At 41.2% G+C, this 21,179-nt stretch carries 16 protein-coding genes; 7 read left to right on the top strand and 9 right to left on the bottom strand.

The window, feature by feature from the left end; all coding sequences use genetic code 11:
• Nucleotides 1-569: 569 nt before the first annotated feature.
• Nucleotides 570-1,238 carry a ribosome biogenesis GTP-binding protein YihA/YsxC gene (yihA, locus tag AAEY55_RS03245; RefSeq protein WP_058374289.1) on the bottom strand — a complete coding sequence of 223 codons (669 nt, stop codon included), beginning with the start codon at nt 1,236-1,238 and terminating at the stop codon, nt 570-572.
• 267 nt (nt 1,239-1,505) lie between these two features.
• On the opposite strand from yihA, the gene AAEY55_RS03240 reads away from it, so the two are divergent.
• The 3 genes from AAEY55_RS03240 (at nt 1,506) to AAEY55_RS03230 (ending at nt 4,006) form a co-directional block, all read left to right on the top strand.
• On the top strand, nt 1,506-2,138 hold the full coding sequence (locus tag AAEY55_RS03240) for a cytochrome c (protein ID WP_011329395.1): 633 nt from the start codon (nt 1,506-1,508) through the stop codon (nt 2,136-2,138).
• 754 nt (nt 2,139-2,892) lie between these two features.
• On the top strand, nt 2,893-3,477 hold the full coding sequence (gene yihI, locus AAEY55_RS03235) for a Der GTPase-activating protein YihI (RefSeq protein ID WP_011329394.1): 585 nt from the start codon (nt 2,893-2,895) through the stop codon (nt 3,475-3,477).
• A 13-nt stretch (nt 3,478-3,490) separates the two neighbouring features.
• A complete protein-coding gene (locus AAEY55_RS03230) occupies nt 3,491-4,006 on the top strand; it encodes a DUF2489 domain-containing protein (RefSeq protein ID WP_011329393.1) in 516 nt (171 codons plus the stop codon).
• A gap of 87 nt (nt 4,007-4,093) precedes the next feature.
• Here the strand turns inward: AAEY55_RS03230 and hemN are convergent, their stop codons facing one another.
• Nucleotides 4,094-5,467 carry an oxygen-independent coproporphyrinogen III oxidase gene (gene hemN / locus AAEY55_RS03225; RefSeq protein ID WP_011329392.1) on the bottom strand — a complete coding sequence of 458 codons (1,374 nt, stop codon included), beginning with the start codon at nt 5,465-5,467 and terminating at the stop codon, nt 4,094-4,096.
• A gap of 118 nt (nt 5,468-5,585) precedes the next feature.
• Nucleotides 5,586-6,119, bottom strand: a complete 534-nt coding sequence (gene yjgA, locus AAEY55_RS03220; RefSeq protein WP_011329391.1) for a ribosome biogenesis factor YjgA — start codon at nt 6,117-6,119, stop codon at nt 5,586-5,588.
• 145 nt (nt 6,120-6,264) lie between these two features.
• Here yjgA and pmbA point away from each other — a divergent pair, with 145 nt between their 5' ends.
• The 3 genes from pmbA to AAEY55_RS03205 all read left to right on the top strand — a co-directional run bounded on the left by pmbA (nt 6,265) and on the right by AAEY55_RS03205 (nt 10,514).
• Complete coding sequence (pmbA, locus tag AAEY55_RS03215; protein WP_350550025.1) at nt 6,265-7,614, top strand: metalloprotease PmbA; 1,350 nt, start codon at nt 6,265-6,267, stop codon at nt 7,612-7,614.
• 80 nt (nt 7,615-7,694) lie between these two features.
• The gene (locus tag AAEY55_RS03210) at nt 7,695-8,174 is read left to right on the top strand and encodes a DUF721 domain-containing protein (RefSeq protein ID WP_011329389.1); all 480 of its coding nucleotides are present in this window, start codon (nt 7,695-7,697) and stop codon (nt 8,172-8,174) included.
• Between the two features lie 267 nt (nt 8,175-8,441).
• Nucleotides 8,442-10,514, top strand: coding sequence for a M13 family metallopeptidase (locus AAEY55_RS03205; protein WP_089368820.1), 2,073 nt, complete (start codon nt 8,442-8,444; stop codon nt 10,512-10,514).
• A gap of 151 nt (nt 10,515-10,665) precedes the next feature.
• On the opposite strand, the gene mutT is transcribed toward AAEY55_RS03205, so the two are convergent.
• The 3 genes from mutT to AAEY55_RS03190 all read right to left on the bottom strand — a co-directional run bounded on the left by mutT (nt 10,666) and on the right by AAEY55_RS03190 (nt 16,292).
• The gene (gene mutT, locus AAEY55_RS03200; protein ID WP_011329387.1) at nt 10,666-11,064 is read right to left on the bottom strand and encodes an 8-oxo-dGTP diphosphatase MutT; all 399 of its coding nucleotides are present in this window, start codon (nt 11,062-11,064) and stop codon (nt 10,666-10,668) included.
• Between the two features lie 72 nt (nt 11,065-11,136).
• Nucleotides 11,137-13,845 (bottom strand): preprotein translocase subunit SecA, encoded by a 2,709-nt coding sequence (secA, locus tag AAEY55_RS03195; protein ID WP_089368818.1) that lies wholly within the window; start codon nt 13,843-13,845, stop codon nt 11,137-11,139.
• Between the two features lie 419 nt (nt 13,846-14,264).
• Nucleotides 14,265-16,292, bottom strand: coding sequence for a methyl-accepting chemotaxis protein (locus tag AAEY55_RS03190; protein WP_089368817.1), 2,028 nt, complete (start codon nt 16,290-16,292; stop codon nt 14,265-14,267).
• Nucleotides 16,293-16,402: 110 nt separating this feature from the next.
• On the opposite strand from AAEY55_RS03190, the gene AAEY55_RS03185 reads away from it, so the two are divergent.
• The gene (locus tag AAEY55_RS03185; RefSeq protein ID WP_089368816.1) at nt 16,403-17,173 is read left to right on the top strand and encodes an NAD-dependent epimerase/dehydratase family protein; all 771 of its coding nucleotides are present in this window, start codon (nt 16,403-16,405) and stop codon (nt 17,171-17,173) included.
• Here the strand turns inward: AAEY55_RS03185 and hutH are convergent.
• The 3 genes from hutH to hutC are packed head-to-tail and all read right to left on the bottom strand — an operon-like array spanning nt 17,170 to nt 21,112.
• The gene (hutH, locus tag AAEY55_RS03180) at nt 17,170-18,702 is read right to left on the bottom strand and encodes a histidine ammonia-lyase (RefSeq protein ID WP_086997263.1); all 1,533 of its coding nucleotides are present in this window, start codon (nt 18,700-18,702) and stop codon (nt 17,170-17,172) included. The genes AAEY55_RS03185 and hutH overlap by 4 nt on opposite strands.
• A gap of 2 nt (nt 18,703-18,704) precedes the next feature.
• Nucleotides 18,705-20,378 (bottom strand): urocanate hydratase, encoded by a 1,674-nt coding sequence (hutU, locus tag AAEY55_RS03175; RefSeq protein WP_089368815.1) that lies wholly within the window; start codon nt 20,376-20,378, stop codon nt 18,705-18,707.
• A gap of 20 nt (nt 20,379-20,398) precedes the next feature.
• A complete protein-coding gene (gene hutC, locus AAEY55_RS03170; protein ID WP_011329381.1) occupies nt 20,399-21,112 on the bottom strand; it encodes a histidine utilization repressor in 714 nt (237 codons plus the stop codon).
• Nucleotides 21,113-21,179 lie beyond the last annotated feature (67 nt).

Raw genomic sequence — 21,179 nt, 5'->3', positions numbered from 1 at the left:
TTTGTAATGCGTGCGTGGCAAGAAGTGTATGCTATTAATGCAATGGGCTAAAATAGCCAATACTGATAAACAGGGTTGTTTTATAACATCTGCCGGGGAGCCGTTTTATTTATCCTAAACTCGGGTAATCGCGGATAATAACGGCTTAGGGTTTGCAATGTGCGCGTGGCAAGAAGTGTATGCTATTAATGCAATAGGCTGAAATAGCCGAGACAGATAAGCAGGGTTATTTTATAACATCTGCCGGGGAGCCGTTTTATTTATCCTAAACTCGAGTAATAGCGGATAATAATGGCTTAGGTTTGTAATGCGTGCGTGGCAAGAAGTGTATGCTATTAATGCAATGGGCTAAAATAGCCAATACTGATAAACAGGGTTATTTTATAACGTCTGCCGGGGAGTCGTTTTATTTATCCTAAACTCGGGTAATAGCGGATAATAACGGCTTAAGGTTTGCAATGTGCGCGTGGCAAGAAGTGTATGCTATTAATGCAATAGGCTGAAATAGCCGAGACAGATAAGCTCGGCTATTTATCGAATGTGTAAGCTTTTAAGCCTTGCAGAATAAATTAGCTTGCTGGGTTAGTGTCATCGTTAAGTATTTTTTCAGCAGGTGGTACCGCTACAACAGGGCCTAAAAACCATTCATCAAGTTTTTTGGCAACGTCTGGCAAGCCAGTACCTTTTAGTGATGAAAATGCATGTACCGTAATATCACCATCAAGGGCGCTTAATTCACGGCGAACTTTAAGTACTTGTGATTGACGCGGACCTTGTTTAAATTTGTCTGCTTTAGTTAATAGCGCTAAAACAGGAATTTCACTGCTAATAGCCCAATTAATTAAATCACGGTCTAAATCTTTTAATGGATGACGAATATCCATTAAAATTACAATACCTTTTAAACTCTGACGCTTTTGTAAATATTCGCCTAGCGACTTCTGCCATTTCTTTTTCATTTCAATTGGCACTTTAGCAAAGCCATAGCCTGGTAAATCGATAAGGCGCATGTCATCAACATCAGCAAGTTCAAAGGTATTTATTAGCTGAGTACGTCCAGGAGTTTTACTGGTACGCGCTAATTTTTGGTCGGTAAGTGCATTAAGAGCACTTGATTTACCTGCATTGGAGCGACCGGCAAACGCAACTTCAATTCCCGTATCAGCAGGTAATTTAGTAATGTCTGGAGCGCTTGTAACGAAAGACGCGGTATTATATTTGATACGAGATTTGAGCACGGGCTCTCCTAAAACTTAAAAATGATCACATTGAGCTAAATTCGCTCATGGGGCGTATTTTATACTATAAAGGAGTTATTAAAAAGCTGTTAAACCACCATATACAGCACATTTAAACCAAGTTAAAGCTTAACCTAAGGCAAAACCCTATAAATTATAAGTTTAATATGAGTAGAAAACGTGCCAGAGAATTTATTATCGTGTAGAATATAAAAATCACAACATCCATATTGTAGATGATACAGGGTCGGAAACAGAGAATTCACCATGAAAAAAATAGCACTATCTTTAACTATATTGCTTGGTGCGTTGTCAGCAAGCAACGCAACAGCATTTGAAGGCGATGTAAACGCAGGTAAAGAAAAATCAGTAACGTGTGCGGCTTGTCACGGCCCAGACGGTAATGCACCGATTAATATCTATCCTAAGCTTGCGGGTCAACATGCCGATTATATTTATAAGCAACTTCAAGACTTAAAACTAGGTATGACCTCAGGTGGCAAAAAAGGTCGTATGGATCCGGTTATGAGCGCAATGGCTATGCCATTAAGCGAACAGGATATGAAAGATTTGTCGGCTTATTTTGCATCACTAAACATGAGCGAAGAAGCTACGCCTAAAGACGTAGTTGAAACCGGTAAAATACTTTACAAAGCAGGTGATGCAGATCGTGGTATTCCAGGATGTGCTGCATGTCATGGCCCTCGTGGTAATGGCTCGTCACTTGCAAAATTTCCAAAAGTTTCTTTTCAGCATCCAGGTTACGTTAAAGCGCAACTTGAAAAATTTCGTGATGGCACACGCCAAAATGATTTAAATGGTGTGATGCAAGATATTGCAAAGAAATTAACAGATAAAGACATTGAAGTACTTTCGCAGTACTTAGGTGGCTTACACTAAAGTTGTATTTATTTATTTAATTATTATTAATGTAATAAACTACAATATGTACAAAAAAGCAGCTTAGGCTGCTTTTTTTGTGCTTAAAATTACTTTTATAGTCTTTATTCATGTAAGACATTGACCATGCATAGCTGTGAGATAAGTCTTATTTTAAAAACCATTAAATTGTTAACTTGATGTAATGTAATGGTTTTTGTGTTTTTTGTTATAATCCTTTTAATAAAAGATATATAAATTAGTTGTAACAAAATTATTAACAGGTACATTAACCCCTGTCGCAAAAAACAATAACAAAATGGAATAAGCTATAAGGACAGTAGCGCGACACGACTACATAGCACAAATTGGTGCTAGCAAAGGAAATAACAAAAAAGCGTTAGGAAGACCGAAAATAATAAAAACTCATGGAAGTTTAATAATAAAAACAAAATGGAATGCTACACGGAAGGTAAAAATAATAATAATAGGGATAGGTAAAAATAATAACAATAATAAAGACTAAAAAGTCGAAGGGAGAAGTGTCCAGATAATGGCGCTCAGATTAGTAGGCGGTAGAGATGTTTTCTCTACCGCCTTTTTATTTGTCCTGTTACAATAGCCACCGTTTAAAAACGAGCAGTAAGCTGTTTTAAGCGCTAAATAGAGAAACCCAGCCTCTAAAGCGCAAACTGAATTCTTCTGGCTAGGCCAGCATTGCGATGCCCATTGATTTGCGCCTCGCCCAAAACCTCTTAAGTGAGATGATCAAGATATGAGTAGAACTAAAAAGTCACGCAAAAGCCCAGCAAATGGACCAGTACGTTTAAGCCAAGATAAGCTTAAAGAAATGCGTGCATTAAAAGAGCAACGTGTTAAAAAAACCAAAGGTGCTAAGCCTGGATCTCGTAATACCCCTGAGCTATTAAATGATGATAGCCAAAAAAGTAACACGGGAACTAAAGATAAACGCATTGGCAGTAAAAAACCTGTGCCATTAATAGCTGTTGCAGCTGCACCTAAAGTAGAAATAAAACGTAACTTAAAGCCAACTGTTGAGCTTAAAAAGTCAGCAGAGCCAGAGTTTACGCCTGAGCAAGAGCTAGAAGCACTTGAAAATGATGAGCGCTTACTTAAATTAGTAGAGCGTCATGAAAATGGCGAAATGCTAACGGGTAAAGATGCTAAGTACTTTAATAGTCGTATTGCTCGTCATCAAGCATTGTGTAAATTGCTTGGTATCGAGGATGAAGATGAAGAAGAGTTTGAAGATGACTTTAGCGAAGAAAGTAATTCAGACTTCGATCAGTATTTATCGAACGATCTTGCTAACGAATGGTTAGACGAAGAAGACAAGTAATAAGGGTTATTAAATGAGTACAGCGGTGATCTTAGCCTTATTTGTAGGTGCTGCTATTATAGTGGGCTTAGCATTTTATGCGGGTCAGTTGCTTTATAAGTTAAGCGCGCAAAAAAAACTGATTGTTAAAAAGCAGGCTGAGCAACAGCAAAAGCTTAAGCAGTCGCGTTTAAAGCGTAACGCCAAATTAGCCGACAGCATTCATTTAATCGCGCGTGCAATGCATGAACAGCAGTGTGAGTTTTCAGAAGGCTGTTTACGTATTTGGGTACTTATGTCGCAATATGGTTTTGAAGACGAGCAAGATTTAACGACAAAATACTCGGGCATTTATAAAATGTACCAAGTAGTTAAAGAAATGCCGACTCATGATGCGCGTAAAAAATATACCAAAAAAGAAATATTTAAGTTAGATACAGCTCGCTGGCGTGCCGAAGAGACACATAAAGATGAGATTATAGCTGACTGTGCTAAAATTATTATTGAGTTTAAAGCCGCCCCTGGCAGCGAAAACGTGGTATTTAATTAATCAGCGTTTAAATAATTTAAAGCACAAAATACAAAAGCAGACCTCAGGTCTGCTTTTTCGTTTTAAATTTACTACTCGGGCTGAGGGTTAAATAACCCGAGAAAAACGCGTTGCATTTAGCTGTTTTTGTAAGTGAGCGTCAAAGCACATACAAATAATACGAATAAATAAATTACCTCTAGCAGTGACACTAATCATATTATTTTCAATAGTGACCATCCCATCAGCAATTAAAGGCTCAATTGCCGTTAGTGCATCAGCAAAGTAGTGGTTAAAGTTAAGTGCATGTTTGGCACTAAATGCCTCCATATCTAACTCAAACTGGCATATAAGCTGTTTAATTGCATCAGCGCGTATTACATCATCGGCACTTAAGTGCATGCCTTTGGTGATGGCACAGCCGCTTTGCGTTTCTACACTATGATAATAATGCTTTAACTCTTTTTGATTTTGTAAAATGGCAGTGCCAATTTGTGATATAGATGAAACCCCTAAACCTAATAAATCGCAGTTTCCGTGGGTAGTATACCCTTGAAAGTTACGGTGTAATTGCCCCGCATTTTGTGCCACAGCGAGTTCGTTATTAACTTTAGCAAAATGGTCCATACCAATAAATTGATAACCGGCTTGAGTCATTTGCTCTAAGGTGTTTTTAAACATAGTTAGCTTGTTGTGTGCACTGGGTAAGTCGGCATCTTTAATTTTACGTTGTGCTGCAAAACGCTCTGGAAGGTGAGCGTAATTAAATACCGAAACACGATCAGGGCTAAGCTCAAGCAACTGCTCTATGGTTTGTTTAAAGCTTTGTGGCGTTTGCAATGGGAGGCCGTAAATCATGTCGGCATTAATCGATTTAAACCCTAATTCACGGGCTTGGGTGATTAACTGCTTTACTGTATCGGCATTTTGCGGACGGTTTACTGCTAGCTGCACTTCATCATTAAAGTCTTGAATACCAAATGATACGCGGTTAAAACCTAAGTTACTTAAATCAACCAACATGTTATCGGCAAGCGATCGAGGGTCAATTTCAATACCACGCTCAGTGGCGTCGGTAAAATTAAAGTGCAGCTCCAAAAGTTTAACTAAACGGCTCATTTGCTGCGTAGTTAAAAAGGTAGGTGTACCACCGCCTAAATGTAGTTGCTCTAGGGTGTAGTCTTTAAATAGAGGCGCTTGGGCTGCAATTTCTATGGCTAAAAAATCAAGGTAGGTGTCGGCTTTTGACTGATGGCGAGTAATAATTTTATTGCAGCCACAGTAATAACAAAGCTGACTACAAAACGGAATATGTATATATAAAGACAATGCACGGCTGTTTGATGACTCAATCGCACTGAGTAAGTCTTGCTGTTGATAGCCCTCAGTTAGCGACAGTGCCGTGGGGTACGATGTATAACGTGGGCCAGACACATTATATTTATTTATTAGGGTTTGATCCCATTTTGGAAGTTTAATCATCACGCGCACCTTGGTATATTATTTAGGTGCTGATTATAAAAAAATGTTTAGCAGGGCGGGTTGATCTACAACAAAAAAAGGTGCCGTAGCACCTTTTTAAAGTATATTTTTTAATCTGTTAGTAAGTAACTTGATGGGCATCTTTCAAATATTGAAATAGCTCTTTGTAACCTCTACCAGGTTTTTCATCTTTCGCTTCTTTAGCTGCATTACGAACTAGCTGGCGCATTTGTTGACGATCAAGCGATGGGAACTGCTCTATAGTCTCATTGATTAGGTCATCACCTTGTTCAATTAGGTCTGCACGTAATTGCTCAATTTTTTTGACCAACACTTCAGCTTGGTTATTTTTATTAAGCATAACATCGATAATTGATCTTATAGCATCGATGTTCTCTACGGTGCGCAGTGTTTTAGCTATGTAGTTTAAATGACGACGATAAGCATCGCTTTTATTGCTAATTTTATCGGCAACAACCATTGCGGCTTTTAAATCATCATTTAATGGCAAGCGCTCACGCTGCTTTTTACCCATTTTGGCAATTTCAGTCCCTAACTGATGAAATTCTTGTGCTTCACGCTTCAGTTCGGTTTTTGAGACATATTCAATTTCTTCTTCAATATCAGCAGGCTTGCTTTTTTTCTTCGCCATGGGGTGCTCTTAAATAAAAATAACTTCTGCCATTATACATGATTATCATACAGAGGAATATTAGCTGATGTGATGCATTGAGTGTGTTAGCATTTAAATATAAAAAATGTGTGCAACATTGCCTTCAAGGCTCAGGACTTAATTTATGAAAAGCCAACAACACGATCCAATTTATTCTCAAATATCTCAAGTAAAAGATGCGGTAGCAGCAGTGCTCGAGCATGCGAAAAAACTCGGTGCCACAGCGGCAGAAGCGGCTATGTCTAGCACTTCAGGGCTGTCGGTTAGCACTCGCATGGGCGAAGTAGAAATCATTGAGTTTAACCAAGATGGCGGTTTAGGCATTAGTGTGTATGTAGGTAATAATAAAGGCTCTGCGTCTACCGCAGATTTAAGCCCTAAAACGCTACGCACTGTGGTTGAAAAAGCCATTGATATTGCAAAATTCACCTCAGACGACCCTTTTAACGGTGTTGCAGATAAAGAGCTACTTGAGTTTTCACCCAAAGATCTCGATTTATACCATCCATGGGATGTAAGCCCAGAGCAAGGTATTGAGTTTTGTCATGCTGCAGAGCAAGCAGCGTTAAATGCGGATGAGCGCATTGTTAACTCAGACGGCGCAAGTTTTTCATCGCACCAAGGTTTGCGTGTTTATGGCAATAGCCATGGTTTAATTGCTGGTTTTCCGCGTACTCGCCACAGCATAAGTACTATGGTAATTGGTAAAGATGGCGAGCAAATGCAACGCGACTCTGCTTACACCGTAGCACGCGATCAAGCTGGTTTAAATGATGCCGCAGCAGTGGGGCTTGAAGCTGCAGCCGAAACTTTAGCTAAATTAAATAGCCAAAAATTAGGCACCATGAAAGTACCGGTAATATTTAGAGCTGACATTGCTAATTCATTATTTGGCCATTTAGTGTCGGCCATTGGTGGTGGTGCGCTGTATCGTAAATCGAGTTTTTTACTCGATAGCCTAGGTACACAAGTATTTAGCAATTGCGTAAATATTGCCGAGCGTCCGCATATACTCAAAGGGCTCGCATCGTCGCCGTTTGACAGCGAAGGTGTTAAAACCTTTGATAGAGAAATCATTCAAGGTGGCGAGTTACAAACTTACCTACTTGCAAGCTATGCTGCGCGTAAAATGAATATGACACCAACAGGGCACGCTGGCGGTATACATAACTGGTTAGTTGAGCAAACACATAGCGATTTAACCGCGCTACTTAAAACCATGGGTACAGGCTTATTAGTAACAGAGCTAATGGGGCAGGGCGTAAATACAGTAACTGGTGATTACTCGCGTGGTGCGGCTGGTTTTTGGGTAGAAAATGGCGAAATCCAATATCCAGTAAGCGAAATTACCATTGCCGGTAACTTAAAAGATATGTTTAAAGGAATATCAGCTATTGGTGGCGACATAGAGCGCCGTGGTGGCATTCAAACTGGCTCTGTGTTAATTGAACAAATGCAAATAGCGGGCGCTTAGTCACTGCGCTCAGTGTATACTCAAGTCGAGGGTTATTTCGATTTGAGTAACCGCATTATTGAGTTTTTACGAGGTGTTAAATGGCTAAAGACAGGTATGCGCCAAAACCATTAACTGACATTATGGCAGGACTGAATAACCGCTTGTCGGCTTATGCAGGTAAAAGCCAAGCACTCGATACCCAGCAAACCTTACTTAAAGACTTTTTAGGCCCCAAACTGGGTGATAAATGCCGCGTGAGTAACTACCGCGATGGTACTTTAATGATCGAAGCGGTATCTGCGCCTATTGCGCTTAGACTAAATTACTTAAAAATGGATATGCTCTCGCATTTTAGAGCCGCGGGCATGGCTGAGCTTGGGCAAATAAAAATTACCGCTAATCCACAAGCAACACAACGCTTGGGCGCAGTAAGTAAAACCATTAATACCCCAATAACTAATTCTCGTAAAATGAGCGAACAAACAGCCGATTATTTAAATGCCATAGCCGCCTCAGCCCCCCCTTCGCTAAAAGAAAAGTTAGAGCGTTTAGCGCTGCACGCAAAGCGTAAAACCTAGCTGCTAATAACTCGTTTATAAGCTCACATAGTTATTGATAGCACTATGTGGGTCACTCATCGCATTAAAATACTTTGTTACATATTCAATTTTATTGTTACCCCAATGGGGTTTATGATAGCTACTTAATACGCCTATTAACTAGGTTGCAGTTAATGCTTATTTCATTAAGTAAAAGTACATAAAATGTCATTACGCAGCTTTATGCTGCTGGTATTTGAATATTAATGAAATAGGTATTTATTTTAACTAACAAACGGAATCCTTATGATTAAAATAACAATGACCGCCGCAGGTATTGCGCTGGCACTTGGGTTGGTTGGTTGTGGTGAACAACAAGAAATTAAAGTAAACGAAACTCCCGCGGTTAGCGCTCCAGTTCCAGCTCCTTTTACCTTGGGTATTGAGCTGGAAAATATGGATAAATCGGTACGCGCTCAAGATGACTTTTATTACCATGTAAATGGTCAATGGCTAGCTAAAACCGAAATTCCTGGCGATAAATCTAACTATGGTTCGTTTTCGCAATTATATGACGAGTCGCAAAAGGCGATGAAAACAGTACTTGAAAGTGCGGCAGCAAATAGCAATGTTGAAAAAGGCAGTGATGAAGCAAAGTTGGCGGCATTTTATAATAGCTACATGGCAGAAGAAGCGCGCGAAGAACTTGGCATCCAGCCACTTGAGCCATCATTGGCAAGCATTGACGCCGTTAAAGGTAAAAAAGATTTAGTTACTTTAATGGCGCAATTACAGATTAAAGGCGGCGACTTGCCATTTGGTTGGTATGTAAATAATGACGCTAAAAACTCCAGCGAAAATGCATTGTATGCGTATCAAGCTGGGTTAGGTTTACCCGATCGTGATTATTATTTAAAAGATGATGAAAAGTTCACTAAAATTCGTGCTTCTTATCAAGCTTACATTGCTAAAATATTAGCCAAGTCAGGGGTTGAAAATACAGAGGCTGTGGCTAAAAATGTATTAGCGCTGGAAAAAAATCTTGCTGAGGTGCAGTGGAGTCGAGTAGAGAGCCGTGATGCAACCAAGTCTTATAATAAAATGAGCCTTGCACAAGCAAATAAACTGATGGGTGACTTTGATCTTGCTAGTTACTTTAAAGCGATAGGCATAAACACCGAAGAGTTAATTATTAGCCAGCCGAGCTACTTTGAAAAATTTGCGACTATTTATAAAAACACCGATTTAGTAACATGGCAAAATTACCTTAAGTTTCACTTTGTAAGTAACTACGCGCAGTTACTCGATAAAGAGTTAGTGGACCTTAAGTTTAACTTTTACAGTACAACTTTACGTGGTGTAGAAGAACAAGCGCCACTTTGGAAGCAAGCGGTTGATGCTTCAAACAGTGTGCTAGGTGAGATTTTAGGTAAAGTGTACGTTAAAGAGAACTTTCCACCAGAAGCGAAAGCGCGTATGGAAGAGTTGGTTGATAACGTAATTAAAGGCTACGGTGTTGCGATTGAAAATTTAGAGTGGATGAGCCCGGAAACTAAAATTGCCGCTCAACAAAAGCTAGACAAGTTTACACCTAAAATTGGCTACCCAGATAAGTGGAAAGACTACTCAGCACTAGAGATTAACCCTGATGAATTAGTCGGTAACTACATTCGTTATAGCGAATGGGCTTACAGCGATATGATTGCCAAATTGGGTAAACCAGTAGACCGCTCAGAGTGGCACATGACACCACAAACTGTGAATGCATACTACAACCCAGTAAATAACGAAATTGTGTTTCCAGCAGCTATTTTACAGCCGCCATTTTTTAACTTAGAAGCAGATGATGCAGTAAATTACGGTGCTATTGGCGCGGTAATTGGTCATGAGTTAGGCCATGGTTTTGACGACCAAGGTGCTAAATACGACGGCGACGGTAATTTACGTAACTGGTGGAGCGAGTCAGACCTTAAACAGTTTGAACAGCGAACCGCGGCTTTAGTTGCTCAGTATAATGAATACAAACCTTTTACTGATGCTGGCGTAAATGGTGAATTGACGTTAGGCGAAAATATTGGCGATTTAGGCGGCCTTACGGTTGCACATAAAGCGTATATGCTATCTTTAGGTAACTCTAAGGCTCCAGTGATTGATGGCTACACTGGCGATCAGCGCTTCTTTATGGGCTGGTCACAAATTTGGCGTCGTAAGTATCGTGATGAAGCGCTGCGTAACCGCTTAATGACCGACCCGCATTCGCCTAGTCATTACCGCGTAATTGGTATTTTATCGAATATGCCTGAGTTTTATAAAGCATTTGACGTTAAAGAAGGCGACAAAATGTATATTAAACCAGAGGACCGCGTAAAAATTTGGTAATTTAATTACCTAACTAGAAAGTACCTAACTAGAAAGTATCTAACTAAAAAGGCCAGCAAGTGTTAACTTGCTGGCCTTTTTGTAGCTGCCTAATAATGGCGGTTTATTGTTATTATTATTTTACTAAAAGAGTATAGCCAAATATTAAGCGTTAAATATATTTCGCTTTTATAGCGCTAATAATATCGACGTTAGCTGCTGGAAACTCGTAGTTATCTAGCTCGTCAATACTTACCCAAGCATTATCTTGCCCTTCTGCGCCATGTGCTTCACCACTAAAGTTACTCACCACATGTACGTTCAGCTTTACCGTTTTATCATCGTAATCGTGTTTTATTGTTAGCAACTCACTGGAACTAAAAATAGTGATGCCAATCTCTTCTTGAAGTTCACGCTTAAGTGCTCTAAATACACTTTCACCGGCTTCAATTTTACCACCAGGAAACTCCCACAAACCTCCTTGATGTTGATCATTTGCCCGCTTGCAAATAAACAGAGCGTTATTTTTTTTAATTACGCCAACAGCCACATTTACAATTATACTAGTCATTTTATCTCCCTTAAACACCATAAAAAAAGCGACGCAAGCGCCGCTTTTTACGAAATTTATTACACTATTGGATTATTTTAATTTACCACAACATTGCTTAAATTTTTGACCTGAGCCACAAGGACAAGGATCGTTACGGCCTACTTTTGGCTCGCTACGTGCCATTACAGTTGCGCTTTGTGGTGCTTCTCCGCCTACATGCTCAACTTCTTCATGCTGATATTCGCGAGGAGCGTTTTCACTTTTACGGTGTTGCTCTTCTACTTTTTCAACATCCTCTTCGGCGCGTACTTGTACTTTGCTTAAAATACTTACTACATCTATTTTTAAGTTTTCTAGCATTTCAGCGAATAGCTCAAACGATTCACGCTTGTACTCTTGCTTTGGATTTTTTTGCGCATAACCACGTAAATGAATACCTTGGCGTAAATGATCCATTGCTGCCAGGTGATCTTTCCAATGCTGATCTAGGCTTTGTAACATAATCGCTTTTTCGAATTGACGTAGTACTGAATCGCCTACCATCTCTTCTTTTTGCTTATATGCTTGCCCAACCGACTCTTCAATGCGCTCACGAAGTTTTTCTTCATAGAGTTTATTGTCATCAGCTAGCCACTGAGTAATTGGCAATTCAATTAAGAAGTCTTGTTTTAAGCGCTCTTCAAGGCCAGGTACATCCCACATTTCAGCCAAGCTTTGCGGTGCAATGTACTGATCAATAATATTACTCAGCACATCACCACGAATAACCGTGATAGTTTCTGAAATATCGCCTTCTTCAAGTAGTTCGTTACGCTGTGAGTAAACCACACGGCGTTGATCGTTTGCTACGTCATCGTACTCAAGTAATTGCTTACGCACATCAAAGTTACGTGCTTCTACTTTACGCTGTGCATTTTCAATCGCACGGTTAACCCATGGATGTTCAATAGCTTCACCGCGTTGCATACCTAGTTTACGCATCATGTTAGTCATGCGCTCGCCAGCAAAAATACGCATTAACGCATCGTCCATCGATAAGTAAAAACGGCTTGAACCGGCATCACCTTGACGACCAGAACGACCACGTAATTGGTTATCTATACGACGAGATTCATGGCGTTCAGTACCAATAATGTGTAAACCACCTGCATCAATTACTGCGTCATGGCGTATTTTCCATGCAGCTTTAATTTCAGCAATTTGTTCATCAGTTGGGTTTTCAAGCTTTTCAACTTCGCTGTGCCAGTTACCACCAAGTACAATATCGGTACCACGGCCAGCCATGTTAGTGGCAATCGTTACTGTGCCTGGTAGGCCAGCGTCTGATACGATATCAGCCTCTTGCGCATGAAATTTAGCATTAAGTACGTTGTGCTTAATTTTTTCTTTGCGTAAAAATTGCGATAAATACTCAGAGCTTTCAATTGAAATAGTACCTACAAGTACAGGTTGTCCGCGTTCTTGGCAGTCTTTAATATCAACTAAAATAGCTTCGTATTTTTCTTCTTGCGTTAGGTACACTAAGTCGGCGCGATCATCACGAACCATCGGCTTATTAGTTGGCATAACAACAGTGTCTAGGCCGTAAATAGACTGGAACTCAAATGCTTCCGTATCGGCTGTACCTGTCATGCCCGCAAGTGTTTCGTATAAGCGGAAATAGTTTTGAAAGGTAATAGATGCAAGCGTTTGGTTTTCGTTTTGAATATTTACGCCTTCTTTAGCTTCAACAGCTTGGTGTAAACCTTCTGACCAACGACGACCTTCCATTGAACGACCAGTGTGCTCATCAATAATGATAACTTCGTTTTCTTTTACAACGTAATCAACATCTCTTTGATAAAGCTTATGAGCACGAAGCGCTGCATAAACATGGCTTAGTAGCGTAATGCTAGCTGCAGAATAAAGCGAATCGCCTTCTGCAATTAAGCCGCGCTCAGTAAGTAGCTCTTCAACTTTAATTTGGCCACGTTCAGTTAAATGAACTTGCTTAGACTTTTCATCAATAGTGAAATCGCCATCGCCTTCAATACCTTCTTCGTCTTCTTTTTCTTGTAGTTCAAGTAAAGGCACCATGGTATTAATTTCAGTGTATAGCTCTGAGCTGTCCTCAGCAGGGCCTGAAATAATAAGGGGCGTACGGGCTTCATCAATTAAGATAGAATCCACTTCATCGACAACAGCATAAAATAATGGACGTTGTACACGCTCATCTATGCTAAATGCCATGTTGTCACGCAGGTAGTCAAAACCAAACTCATTATTAGTACCGTACGTAATATCGGCAACATAAGCTTGTTTTTTCTGCTGTGGCATCATACCCGGTACGTTACAGCCTACTGTTAAACCTAAAAACTCAAATAACGGACGGTTAGTTTCCGCATCGCGTTTAGCTAGGTAGTCGTTCACGGTAATTACGTGTACGCCCTTACCAGTTAAACCATTTAAGTAAGCAGGTAATGTAGCTGTGAGAGTTTTACCTTCACCGGTACGCATTTCTGCAATACGGCCTTGGTGCAGTACCATGCCACCGAGTAGCTGTACGTCAAAGTGACGCATGCCATTTACACGTTTAGATGCTTCACGTACCACAGCAAATGCTTCAGGCAGTAAGTCGTCAAGGCTTTGTCCGTTATCGTAACGTTCTCTAAACTCTGCTGTTTTCGCTTTTAAGTCGTCATCAGAAAGCGCTTCTAATTGCGTTTCAAGTGCATTGATCAGTGCGACCGTCTTTCTTAGGTTTTTAATAGTGCGGTCATTGCGACTACCAAAAATCTTGGTAAATAAATTAGATATCATGATAAAACCGTTACAATGTATTTTTTTGCCAGCCGTACATCGGCTAACCCATTTTTAACAATTGATAATTAATGTATTCTTTAAAGTAACACCGAGGACACATTAATTAGCAATTTTGTATTAAACCGTTCAAAAAGCACTGTTTATTACGTGTGCTACTATACCAGACTCTGCTAAACAACAAACCATCTCACTAAAAAGATATGGATTAAAAACAGAAAAACTTAATCTAGTACATAAAATTGCTATATATTTTTATACGAGGTGAAAACTGCTAGCAAAGCTAGTGATATTAAGTAAGTTTCCACTTTGAAATATCAACAGTCACTCAAAGATATGGTGCTGAATAAATTAAAAACAAGGGGGGGAATAAGCGCTTAAAGTTTATCCTCAAGCGCTTAAATATAAGTAGCCGGCGTTTATAGTTTAAACTGGTTTACCGTTTTATTTAATGCCCCTGCAAGGTCACTTAAATCATGTGCTTCATTGGCAAGTGTGTGTGCATGCTCTGCGGTACTATTAACTAAACTATTAATAGCACTAAGGCTGGTATTAATATCTTCTGCTACTACCGTTTGTTGCTCGGTAGAGGTGGCAATTTGATGACTTTGATCTTGTACTTTAGTTACCGACAGGGCAATGCTTTGTAGTGAGCTAAGTACTTCTTTTGTTTGCAACACAGAGTCCTCGGTTTGTTTTTGCCCTTGTAGCATCATACTAGAGGCTTGCTGAGCAATTTGCTGTAAACGGGTAATCATATTGCGAATATCGTCGGTTGACTCTTGTGTACGACTCGCCAACGAGCGAACTTCATCGGCAACAACGGCAAAGCCGCGGCCATGTTCTCCGGCGCGGGCCGCTTCTATGGCTGCATTAAGCGCGAGTAAGTTGGTTTGATCGGCAATTGAGTTAATTACATCAACCAATGCGCCTATGTTATTACTTTCTTGCTCAAGCCCGGCAACCACCTTAGAGGCTTCGCCAATATGTTCAGCCAGCGCACTCATTACACTTTGTGCTTGGCTTGAGCGGCTTGCACCATCGGCAGTAATTGCTTGTACTTCTTCTGCCGCGGTATTTGTTTGCTGTGCGTTACGTGATATTTCTTGCACGGTAGTGGCCATTTCTGTCACTGCGGCACTAACACTATCTACTTGTTGTTTTTCTTGCTGAATTTCTGAATTCGTTTGTTGCGATACCGTTTTAAGCTGATCGGCAGCGGCACTTAATTGCTCAGCTTGTGCTGCGGTGTCTAGCATCATCGCTCGCAACTTATCAATAAAGGTATTCATATGATTAGCCAGTTGGCCTACTTCGTCTTGGCTATCAATATTAATTTTTTGGGTTAAATCACCCTCGCCAGAAGCAATGTCGCGCATAATATGCGTGAGTGTAGTGATTGGTTTTGAAATCATATGGGTGGCCCATAAAATCATTGCTAAAATAATCACTAAAATAATGATAACGGCGGTTGTAGTGGTTGTAACCGCAGCATTTACCGGGGCTTCAATCATACTGGTTGGAATTAATAAACCCACATACCAATCTAAATGAGGCTGCTCTAATTGTAGGCGGTTATAAACCACATAAAATTGCTCGCCTTTAAGCATAACAGTTTGGCTACCCGCGAGGTTATTTTGCATTGCACTGTTAAGTGTTTTAAACCCTGAGGTATTATTAAATTGTTGTTCAAGCGCATCGAGTCCGTCTTTACCGTTAGGGCCTTCGTCGGTGACAGAGAGTTTATGCCCAGATGCTTTTGAAAAGTGCACAACTTTTTGTTGATCATCTAATAAAAAGCCATAGCCTTGGCCGTTAAAGCGAATGTTTTCGACCATGTCGTTAATTTTATTAAGTTGTAAGTCAACGCCGCCCACACCAATTAATTTGCCTTGTGGGTTATAAACAGGTTGTTGTACAACTGCTGAGGCATCGCCGGTGGTTAAGTCTACCGAAATAGGGCCTACGTAAAGCTTATTAATTTGCATTGCTTCTTGCCACCAACCTCGTTTGTACGCGTAGTAAGGTTCGCCATTATAATATGCAGTACGTTCGTTTTCTTTAAAGTACTCGCCGGTAGTGGCTGAGGCAAAAAAAGCAGATAAAATATTTTCATCATTTGCACTTATGCGTACAAAGTCTTGATTTATAGCCAAGTAGCCGTTGGCATTTTCTAGGGCTTGATCGCGCTTATCCCACGCGGTAAAAAAATTCACCAAATGCGGATTATTAATAAAGGTGGCAACTACTTTACCGTATGTAGCAAAGTAACTTTGCATTGATAATTGCTCGCTTTGTAAGTAGCTTTGAGCCTCACGCTCTATATTAACTCTGGATAGTTTGGCAATATGGTTAACAAAAAAAGTAGAGGCGATGAGCAGTAAAATAGTAATTGTTCCGCCAATCAATAATAATATTTTTTTTCTTAATGATAAGTTATTTAGCATAAGTGCACATGTTGTTATTGTTTTTGTAACAGATATCTAAGCATATTTAATTTTAGAACTCTATGAAATGAGTTAAGAATTATACATTTAAATAAACGGGGTCATATAAATTGAATCATCAGAGTAACAACTTAGTGGTACTAGGCGCGGGCTGGCTAGGCAGTGCTTTATGCGTTAATGCGCAGCAAGCAGGTTGGCAAGTGCAGGGTACACACCGCTCAGCAGTGCATGAGCATGATTTTGAACGTCAGTTTTTGCTAGAAAATGGCCAGTTAACGCATCAAATTGATTTACAAAATGCCTACTGGGTGTGCGCTATTCCTCCACGTAGTCGCCATAGTGAAAACAATTATGCGCAAACATTAACGGCATCACTTACACTGGCAAAAAAACTGAATGCTAAGGGTTTTTTACTTTGCTCATCAACGGGAGTGTACGACCAAGAACCAGGAGTATATAGCGAAAGCAGCGATATTTCGTGTACAAACGAGCGACAAATAAAGCTATATGAAGCTGAAGAGCAAGTACTAGAGCAAAACGGTAAAGTGCTGCGCTTAGCCGGTTTAGTTGGACCCAACAGAGAGCCGGGGCGTTTTATTGCAGGTAAAGAGCTAAATACCTCTGCCGAGCAAGTCGTTAATATGGTGCATCAGCAAGATGTGATTAACGCTATTTTTGCGGTGCTTGAGCATTGGCATCAAGGGCAGAGTATTTATAATGTGGTTAATCCGTCGCATCCTTGTAAGCGCGATTACTATGCGCAAAAGTGCCAACAACATGGCGGCGAAATGCCACGCTTTACGGGAACAGATACGGCTGAGCGCAAAGTGCTTGGCTCAGCCATTGAGGCGTTAGGGTTTAGTTACCAATACGCAATTTAATAAGATACTAAGCAGTCACCCTCAATAAAGTTGCATAACTTGCCTGCGTTTAATAACGCATTTGCAGCTTCAATATCGGGGGCAAAGTAACGGTCTTTATCGTAGTAGCTTACATGCTCGCGCAGTAAGCTTTTAGCACGCTCTACTTTAGCAGCAGCTGTAAGCGGCTTTCTAAACTCTAACCCCTGCGCGGCCGCTAACCATTCAACAGCAAGTACGCCTTGGGTGTTATCGGCCATTTCCTTCAAGCGCCTTGCCGCAAAAGTGGCCATAGACACATGATCTTCTTGATTCGCCGAGGTTGGCAAACTATCTACAGAAGCTGGGTGGGCAAGTGATTTGTTTTCAGATGCCAGGGCTGCGGCAGTTACTTGGGCGATCATAAAGCCTGAGTTTACGCCGCCATTTTCAACTAAAAAAGGCGGCAATTTAGATAGGCTAGAGTCAATTAGTAAAGCAATTCGGCGCTCGGCAAGTGCGCCAATTTCAGCAATGGCAATTGCTAAGTTATCGGCGGCCATTGCCACCGGCTCTGCATGAAAATTACCGCCAGAAATAATATCACCCACATCAGCAAATACCAGCGGGTTGTCGGTTACGCCGTTAGACTCACATAATAAAACTTCTGCCGCCTGGCGAATTTGGGTTAAGCAAGCACCAAGCACTTGTGGCTGACAGCGTAAAGAGTAGGGGTCTTGTACTTTTTCGCAATTTACGTGTGATTCACTAATTTGTGATTGTGGACCTAACAAGGCTCTAAATATAGCTGCAGTATCTATTTGCCCTTGTTGGCCTCGAATTTCATGAATACGCGCATCAAATGGTGCTCGGCTGCCCATGGCCGCTTCAATACTCATAGCGCCAATTACGCAGCTTTGTGCGTATAAATCTTCTGCTCTAAATAGCCCTTGTAATGCAAAAGCAGTCGAGGCTTGGGTGCCGTTTAAAAGGGCTAAGCCTTCTTTAGCGGCTAAGGTAAGTGGTTTTAGCCCCGCAATTTTAAGCCCTTGCTCGGCACTGATTATTTGCCCTTGGTGGCGCATGTGGCCTTCGGCTAGTAACGGCAAGCACATATGAGCAAGCGGTGCTAAATCGCCCGATGCACCCACCGAGCCTTTTTTAGGCACGCAAGGGTATACTTGGCTATTAAGCAACTGGATAAAAAATTCAATGACCTGCAAACGAATACCAGAATAACCACGCGACAGTGAATTAATTTTTAAGATGATCATTAAGCGTACGGTACTGTCATCCATATACTCGCCAATACCTGCCGCATGCGAAAGTACAATAGAGCGTTGTAATAGCTCTAGTTCGTTATCGGCAATTTTGGTGTTAGCTAATAAGCCAAAACCGGTATTAATACCATATACAGTGCGGTGCTCGTTAATTACGTTTTGCACTGTTTGTGCGCTGGCAGCTATTTGCGACTCGGCATGCTTTATAAGGCTCAATTTTACCGGTGAATTATTAATTTTTCTTAGTGTGTTTAAATCAAGCGAGCCGGGGGTGAGAGTTAGTTCAAGCATGATCATTCCTCGTTTAACATTGGTAAGTCTAGGTTTTGCTCTTTTGCACAATTTTTTGCTATATCGTAGCCTGCATCCGCGTGGCGCATAACTCCAGTTGCAGGGTCGTTCCACAGTACGCGGGCAATACGCTGTTTTGCTTCGTCGCTGCCATCAGCCACAATAACTACGCCTGCATGTTGGCTAAAGCCCATACCTACGCCACCGCCATGGTGTAGCGATACCCAAGTTGCACCACTGGCTGTGTTAAGAAGTGCATTGAGTAATGGCCAATCAGATACCGCATCAGAGCCATCTAGCATAGCTTCGGTTTCGCGGTTAGGGCTAGCAACCGAGCCAGAGTCGAGGTGGTCGCGACCAATAACAACCGGGGCTTTAAGCTCGCCATTTTTAACCATGTTGTTAAAAGCGAGCGCAAGACGGGCTCTGTCTTTTAATCCTACCCAGCAAATGCGCGCCGGTAAGCCTTGAAACTGAATACGTTCACGCGCCATATCAAGCCAGTTATGTAAGTGTGCGTCATCGGGGATTAACTCTTTAACTTTGGCATCGGTTTTATAAATATCTTCGGGGTCGCCCGACAGTGCCACCCATCTAAATGGGCCAATGCCTTCGCAAAATAAAGGACGAATATACGCAGGGACAAACCCCGGAAAATCAAATGCGTTACTTACTCCTTCATCAAATGCCATTTGCCGAATATTGTTGCCATAATCAGTGGTAGCAGCGCCCGCTTGTTGCAGCGCGAGCATAGCTCTTACTTGCACCGCCATTGATTGCTTAGCTGCTGTTACAACCGCTTTTGGGTCTTGTTCGCGCATTTTAGCTGCATGTTCCATGCTCCAGCCTTGCGGTAAATAGCCATTTAGCGGATCGTGTGCTGAGGTTTGATCGGTGACCACATCGGGAGTAACGCCACTTTTAACTAAAGTGCTAAACACATCGGCAGCATTACCAAGTAACCCGACCGAAAGGGCGTCACCTTTTACGCACGCATTAGTTATAAGTTGTAGCGCGTGTTCAAGGTTGTTGGCTTTAATATCTACGTAACCGGTTTTTATTCTAAAATCGATACGGGTTTCATCGCATTCCACCACTAATGCACAAAAGCCTGCCATAGTTGCAGCAAGAGGTTGTGCGCCGCCCATGCCACCAAGCCCGCCAGTTAATACCCATTTACCTTTAGCACTGCCAGCAAAATGTTGTTTAGCCATGGCCACAAAAGTTTCGTAAGTGCCTTGCACTATGCCTTGTGAGCCAATGTAAATCCAAGATCCCGCGGTCATTTGCCCGTACATCATCAAGCCCTTTTTATCGAGCTCGTTAAAGTGCTCCCAATTAGCCCAGTGCGGTACTAAGTTAGAATTAGCTATGAGTACTCGCGGCGCATTACTGTGGGTTTTAAATACCCCTACAGGTTTACCCGATTGTACGAGTAGCGTTTCGTCATCTTCGAGTCTATCGAGAGTTGCTATAATTTTGTCGTAACTGGGCCAGTCACGTGCAGCGCGACCAATGCCGCCATAAACAACTAATGCATGGGGATGCTCTGCAACGTCAGGGTCTAAGTTATTCATTAACATGCGTTTAGCGGCTTCGGTTTGCCAACTTTTAGCGCTAATTTTATCGCCGTGGGGGGCGCGTATTGTGCGGTTGTTGTCGAGTCGATTGTTCATATTTACTCCTGTTGTAGTTTTTAATTATTATTTTTAAAAGTTAAGTGACCACCTAAACGATACTTACTCCCTGGTGAAACAAGTCGGGCATAACTCACAATGCCGTTGCTTGACCAAGTACGGCGAATGAGTTGCAGGCAAGGTTCTTGACTCGATAAGTTAAGCCACTGGCACATTTGTTTATTGGGCATAATGGCTTCCACCGTATGCGTTGCTTGGGTAAGCGGGGCTACATTCGATAAGTACTCATGTGGAGTAAGTAGCGTAAAATTTTGTTGTAAGTACTGCGTGGCAAAAGTGGGATTTACAAAGCGCTCCTCTATTTGCAGTGGTTTAGTATTTTCGTTATGCAGCAATACACTGCGATACACAGTGCTGTTAACTTTAATACCCAGTGCAATGGCAATACTAGTGATTGCGGGTAGCGACTCAAGGGCCAATACCGTACAGCTATAATTACCATTGCGTTCTTTTACTTCATCGGCAATATTTTTAATTTCAAGCAATGACGACTGCGATTTAAAGCTAGCAACAAAGGTGCCTAACCCTTGGCTGCGAGTTAAAATTCCCGCCTCGGTTAGCTCGCTTAATGCGCGTCGAGCGGTCATACGGCTTACAGAAAATTGATTGCTTAGCTCGTTTTCAGAAGGCACACGCTGGTTTTCTTGCCATGTAGCACTGCTAATTTTATCAACTATAAACTGTTTTATTTGTGCAAATTTAGGCGTTGTCATGGTGTATTTAATTGTATTAAAAATAAACTATAAGATTAAGATGGCATAATTGCCTTGTATATACAAG

Origin of the sequence: Pseudoalteromonas sp. 120-MNA-CIBAN-0494 (assembly GCF_040308885.1) — a bacterium.
Taxonomy (GTDB): Bacteria; Pseudomonadota; Gammaproteobacteria; order Enterobacterales; family Alteromonadaceae; genus Pseudoalteromonas; species Pseudoalteromonas nigrifaciens.
The sequence above is the reverse complement of the archived record's forward strand: the minus strand, read 5'-3'. Positions and strand labels throughout refer to the sequence as shown.

Coding starts and splice junctions, on each gene's coding strand:
- AAEY55_RS03240 (WP_011329395.1), top strand. CDS start 1,506: ATGAAAAAAATAGCACTATCTTTAACTATATTGCTTGGTGCGTTGTCA.
- yihI (WP_011329394.1), top strand. CDS start 2,893: ATGAGTAGAACTAAAAAGTCACGCAAAAGCCCAGCAAATGGACCAGTA.
- AAEY55_RS03230 (WP_011329393.1), top strand. CDS start 3,491: ATGAGTACAGCGGTGATCTTAGCCTTATTTGTAGGTGCTGCTATTATA.
- hemN (WP_011329392.1), bottom strand. CDS start 5,467: ATGATTAAACTTCCAAAATGGGATCAAACCCTAATAAATAAATATAAT.
- yjgA (WP_011329391.1), bottom strand. CDS start 6,119: ATGGCGAAGAAAAAAAGCAAGCCTGCTGATATTGAAGAAGAAATTGAA.
- pmbA (WP_350550025.1), top strand. CDS start 6,265: ATGAAAAGCCAACAACACGATCCAATTTATTCTCAAATATCTCAAGTA.
- AAEY55_RS03210 (WP_011329389.1), top strand. CDS start 7,695: ATGGCTAAAGACAGGTATGCGCCAAAACCATTAACTGACATTATGGCA.
- AAEY55_RS03205 (WP_089368820.1), top strand. CDS start 8,442: ATGATTAAAATAACAATGACCGCCGCAGGTATTGCGCTGGCACTTGGG.
- mutT (WP_011329387.1), bottom strand. CDS start 11,064: ATGACTAGTATAATTGTAAATGTGGCTGTTGGCGTAATTAAAAAAAAT.
- secA (WP_089368818.1), bottom strand. CDS start 13,845: ATGATATCTAATTTATTTACCAAGATTTTTGGTAGTCGCAATGACCGC.
- AAEY55_RS03190 (WP_089368817.1), bottom strand. CDS start 16,292: ATGCTAAATAACTTATCATTAAGAAAAAAAATATTATTATTGATTGGC.
- hutH (WP_086997263.1), bottom strand. CDS start 18,702: ATGCTTGAACTAACTCTCACCCCCGGCTCGCTTGATTTAAACACACTA.
- hutU (WP_089368815.1), bottom strand. CDS start 20,378: ATGAACAATCGACTCGACAACAACCGCACAATACGCGCCCCCCACGGC.
- hutC (WP_011329381.1), bottom strand. CDS start 21,112: ATGACAACGCCTAAATTTGCACAAATAAAACAGTTTATAGTTGATAAA.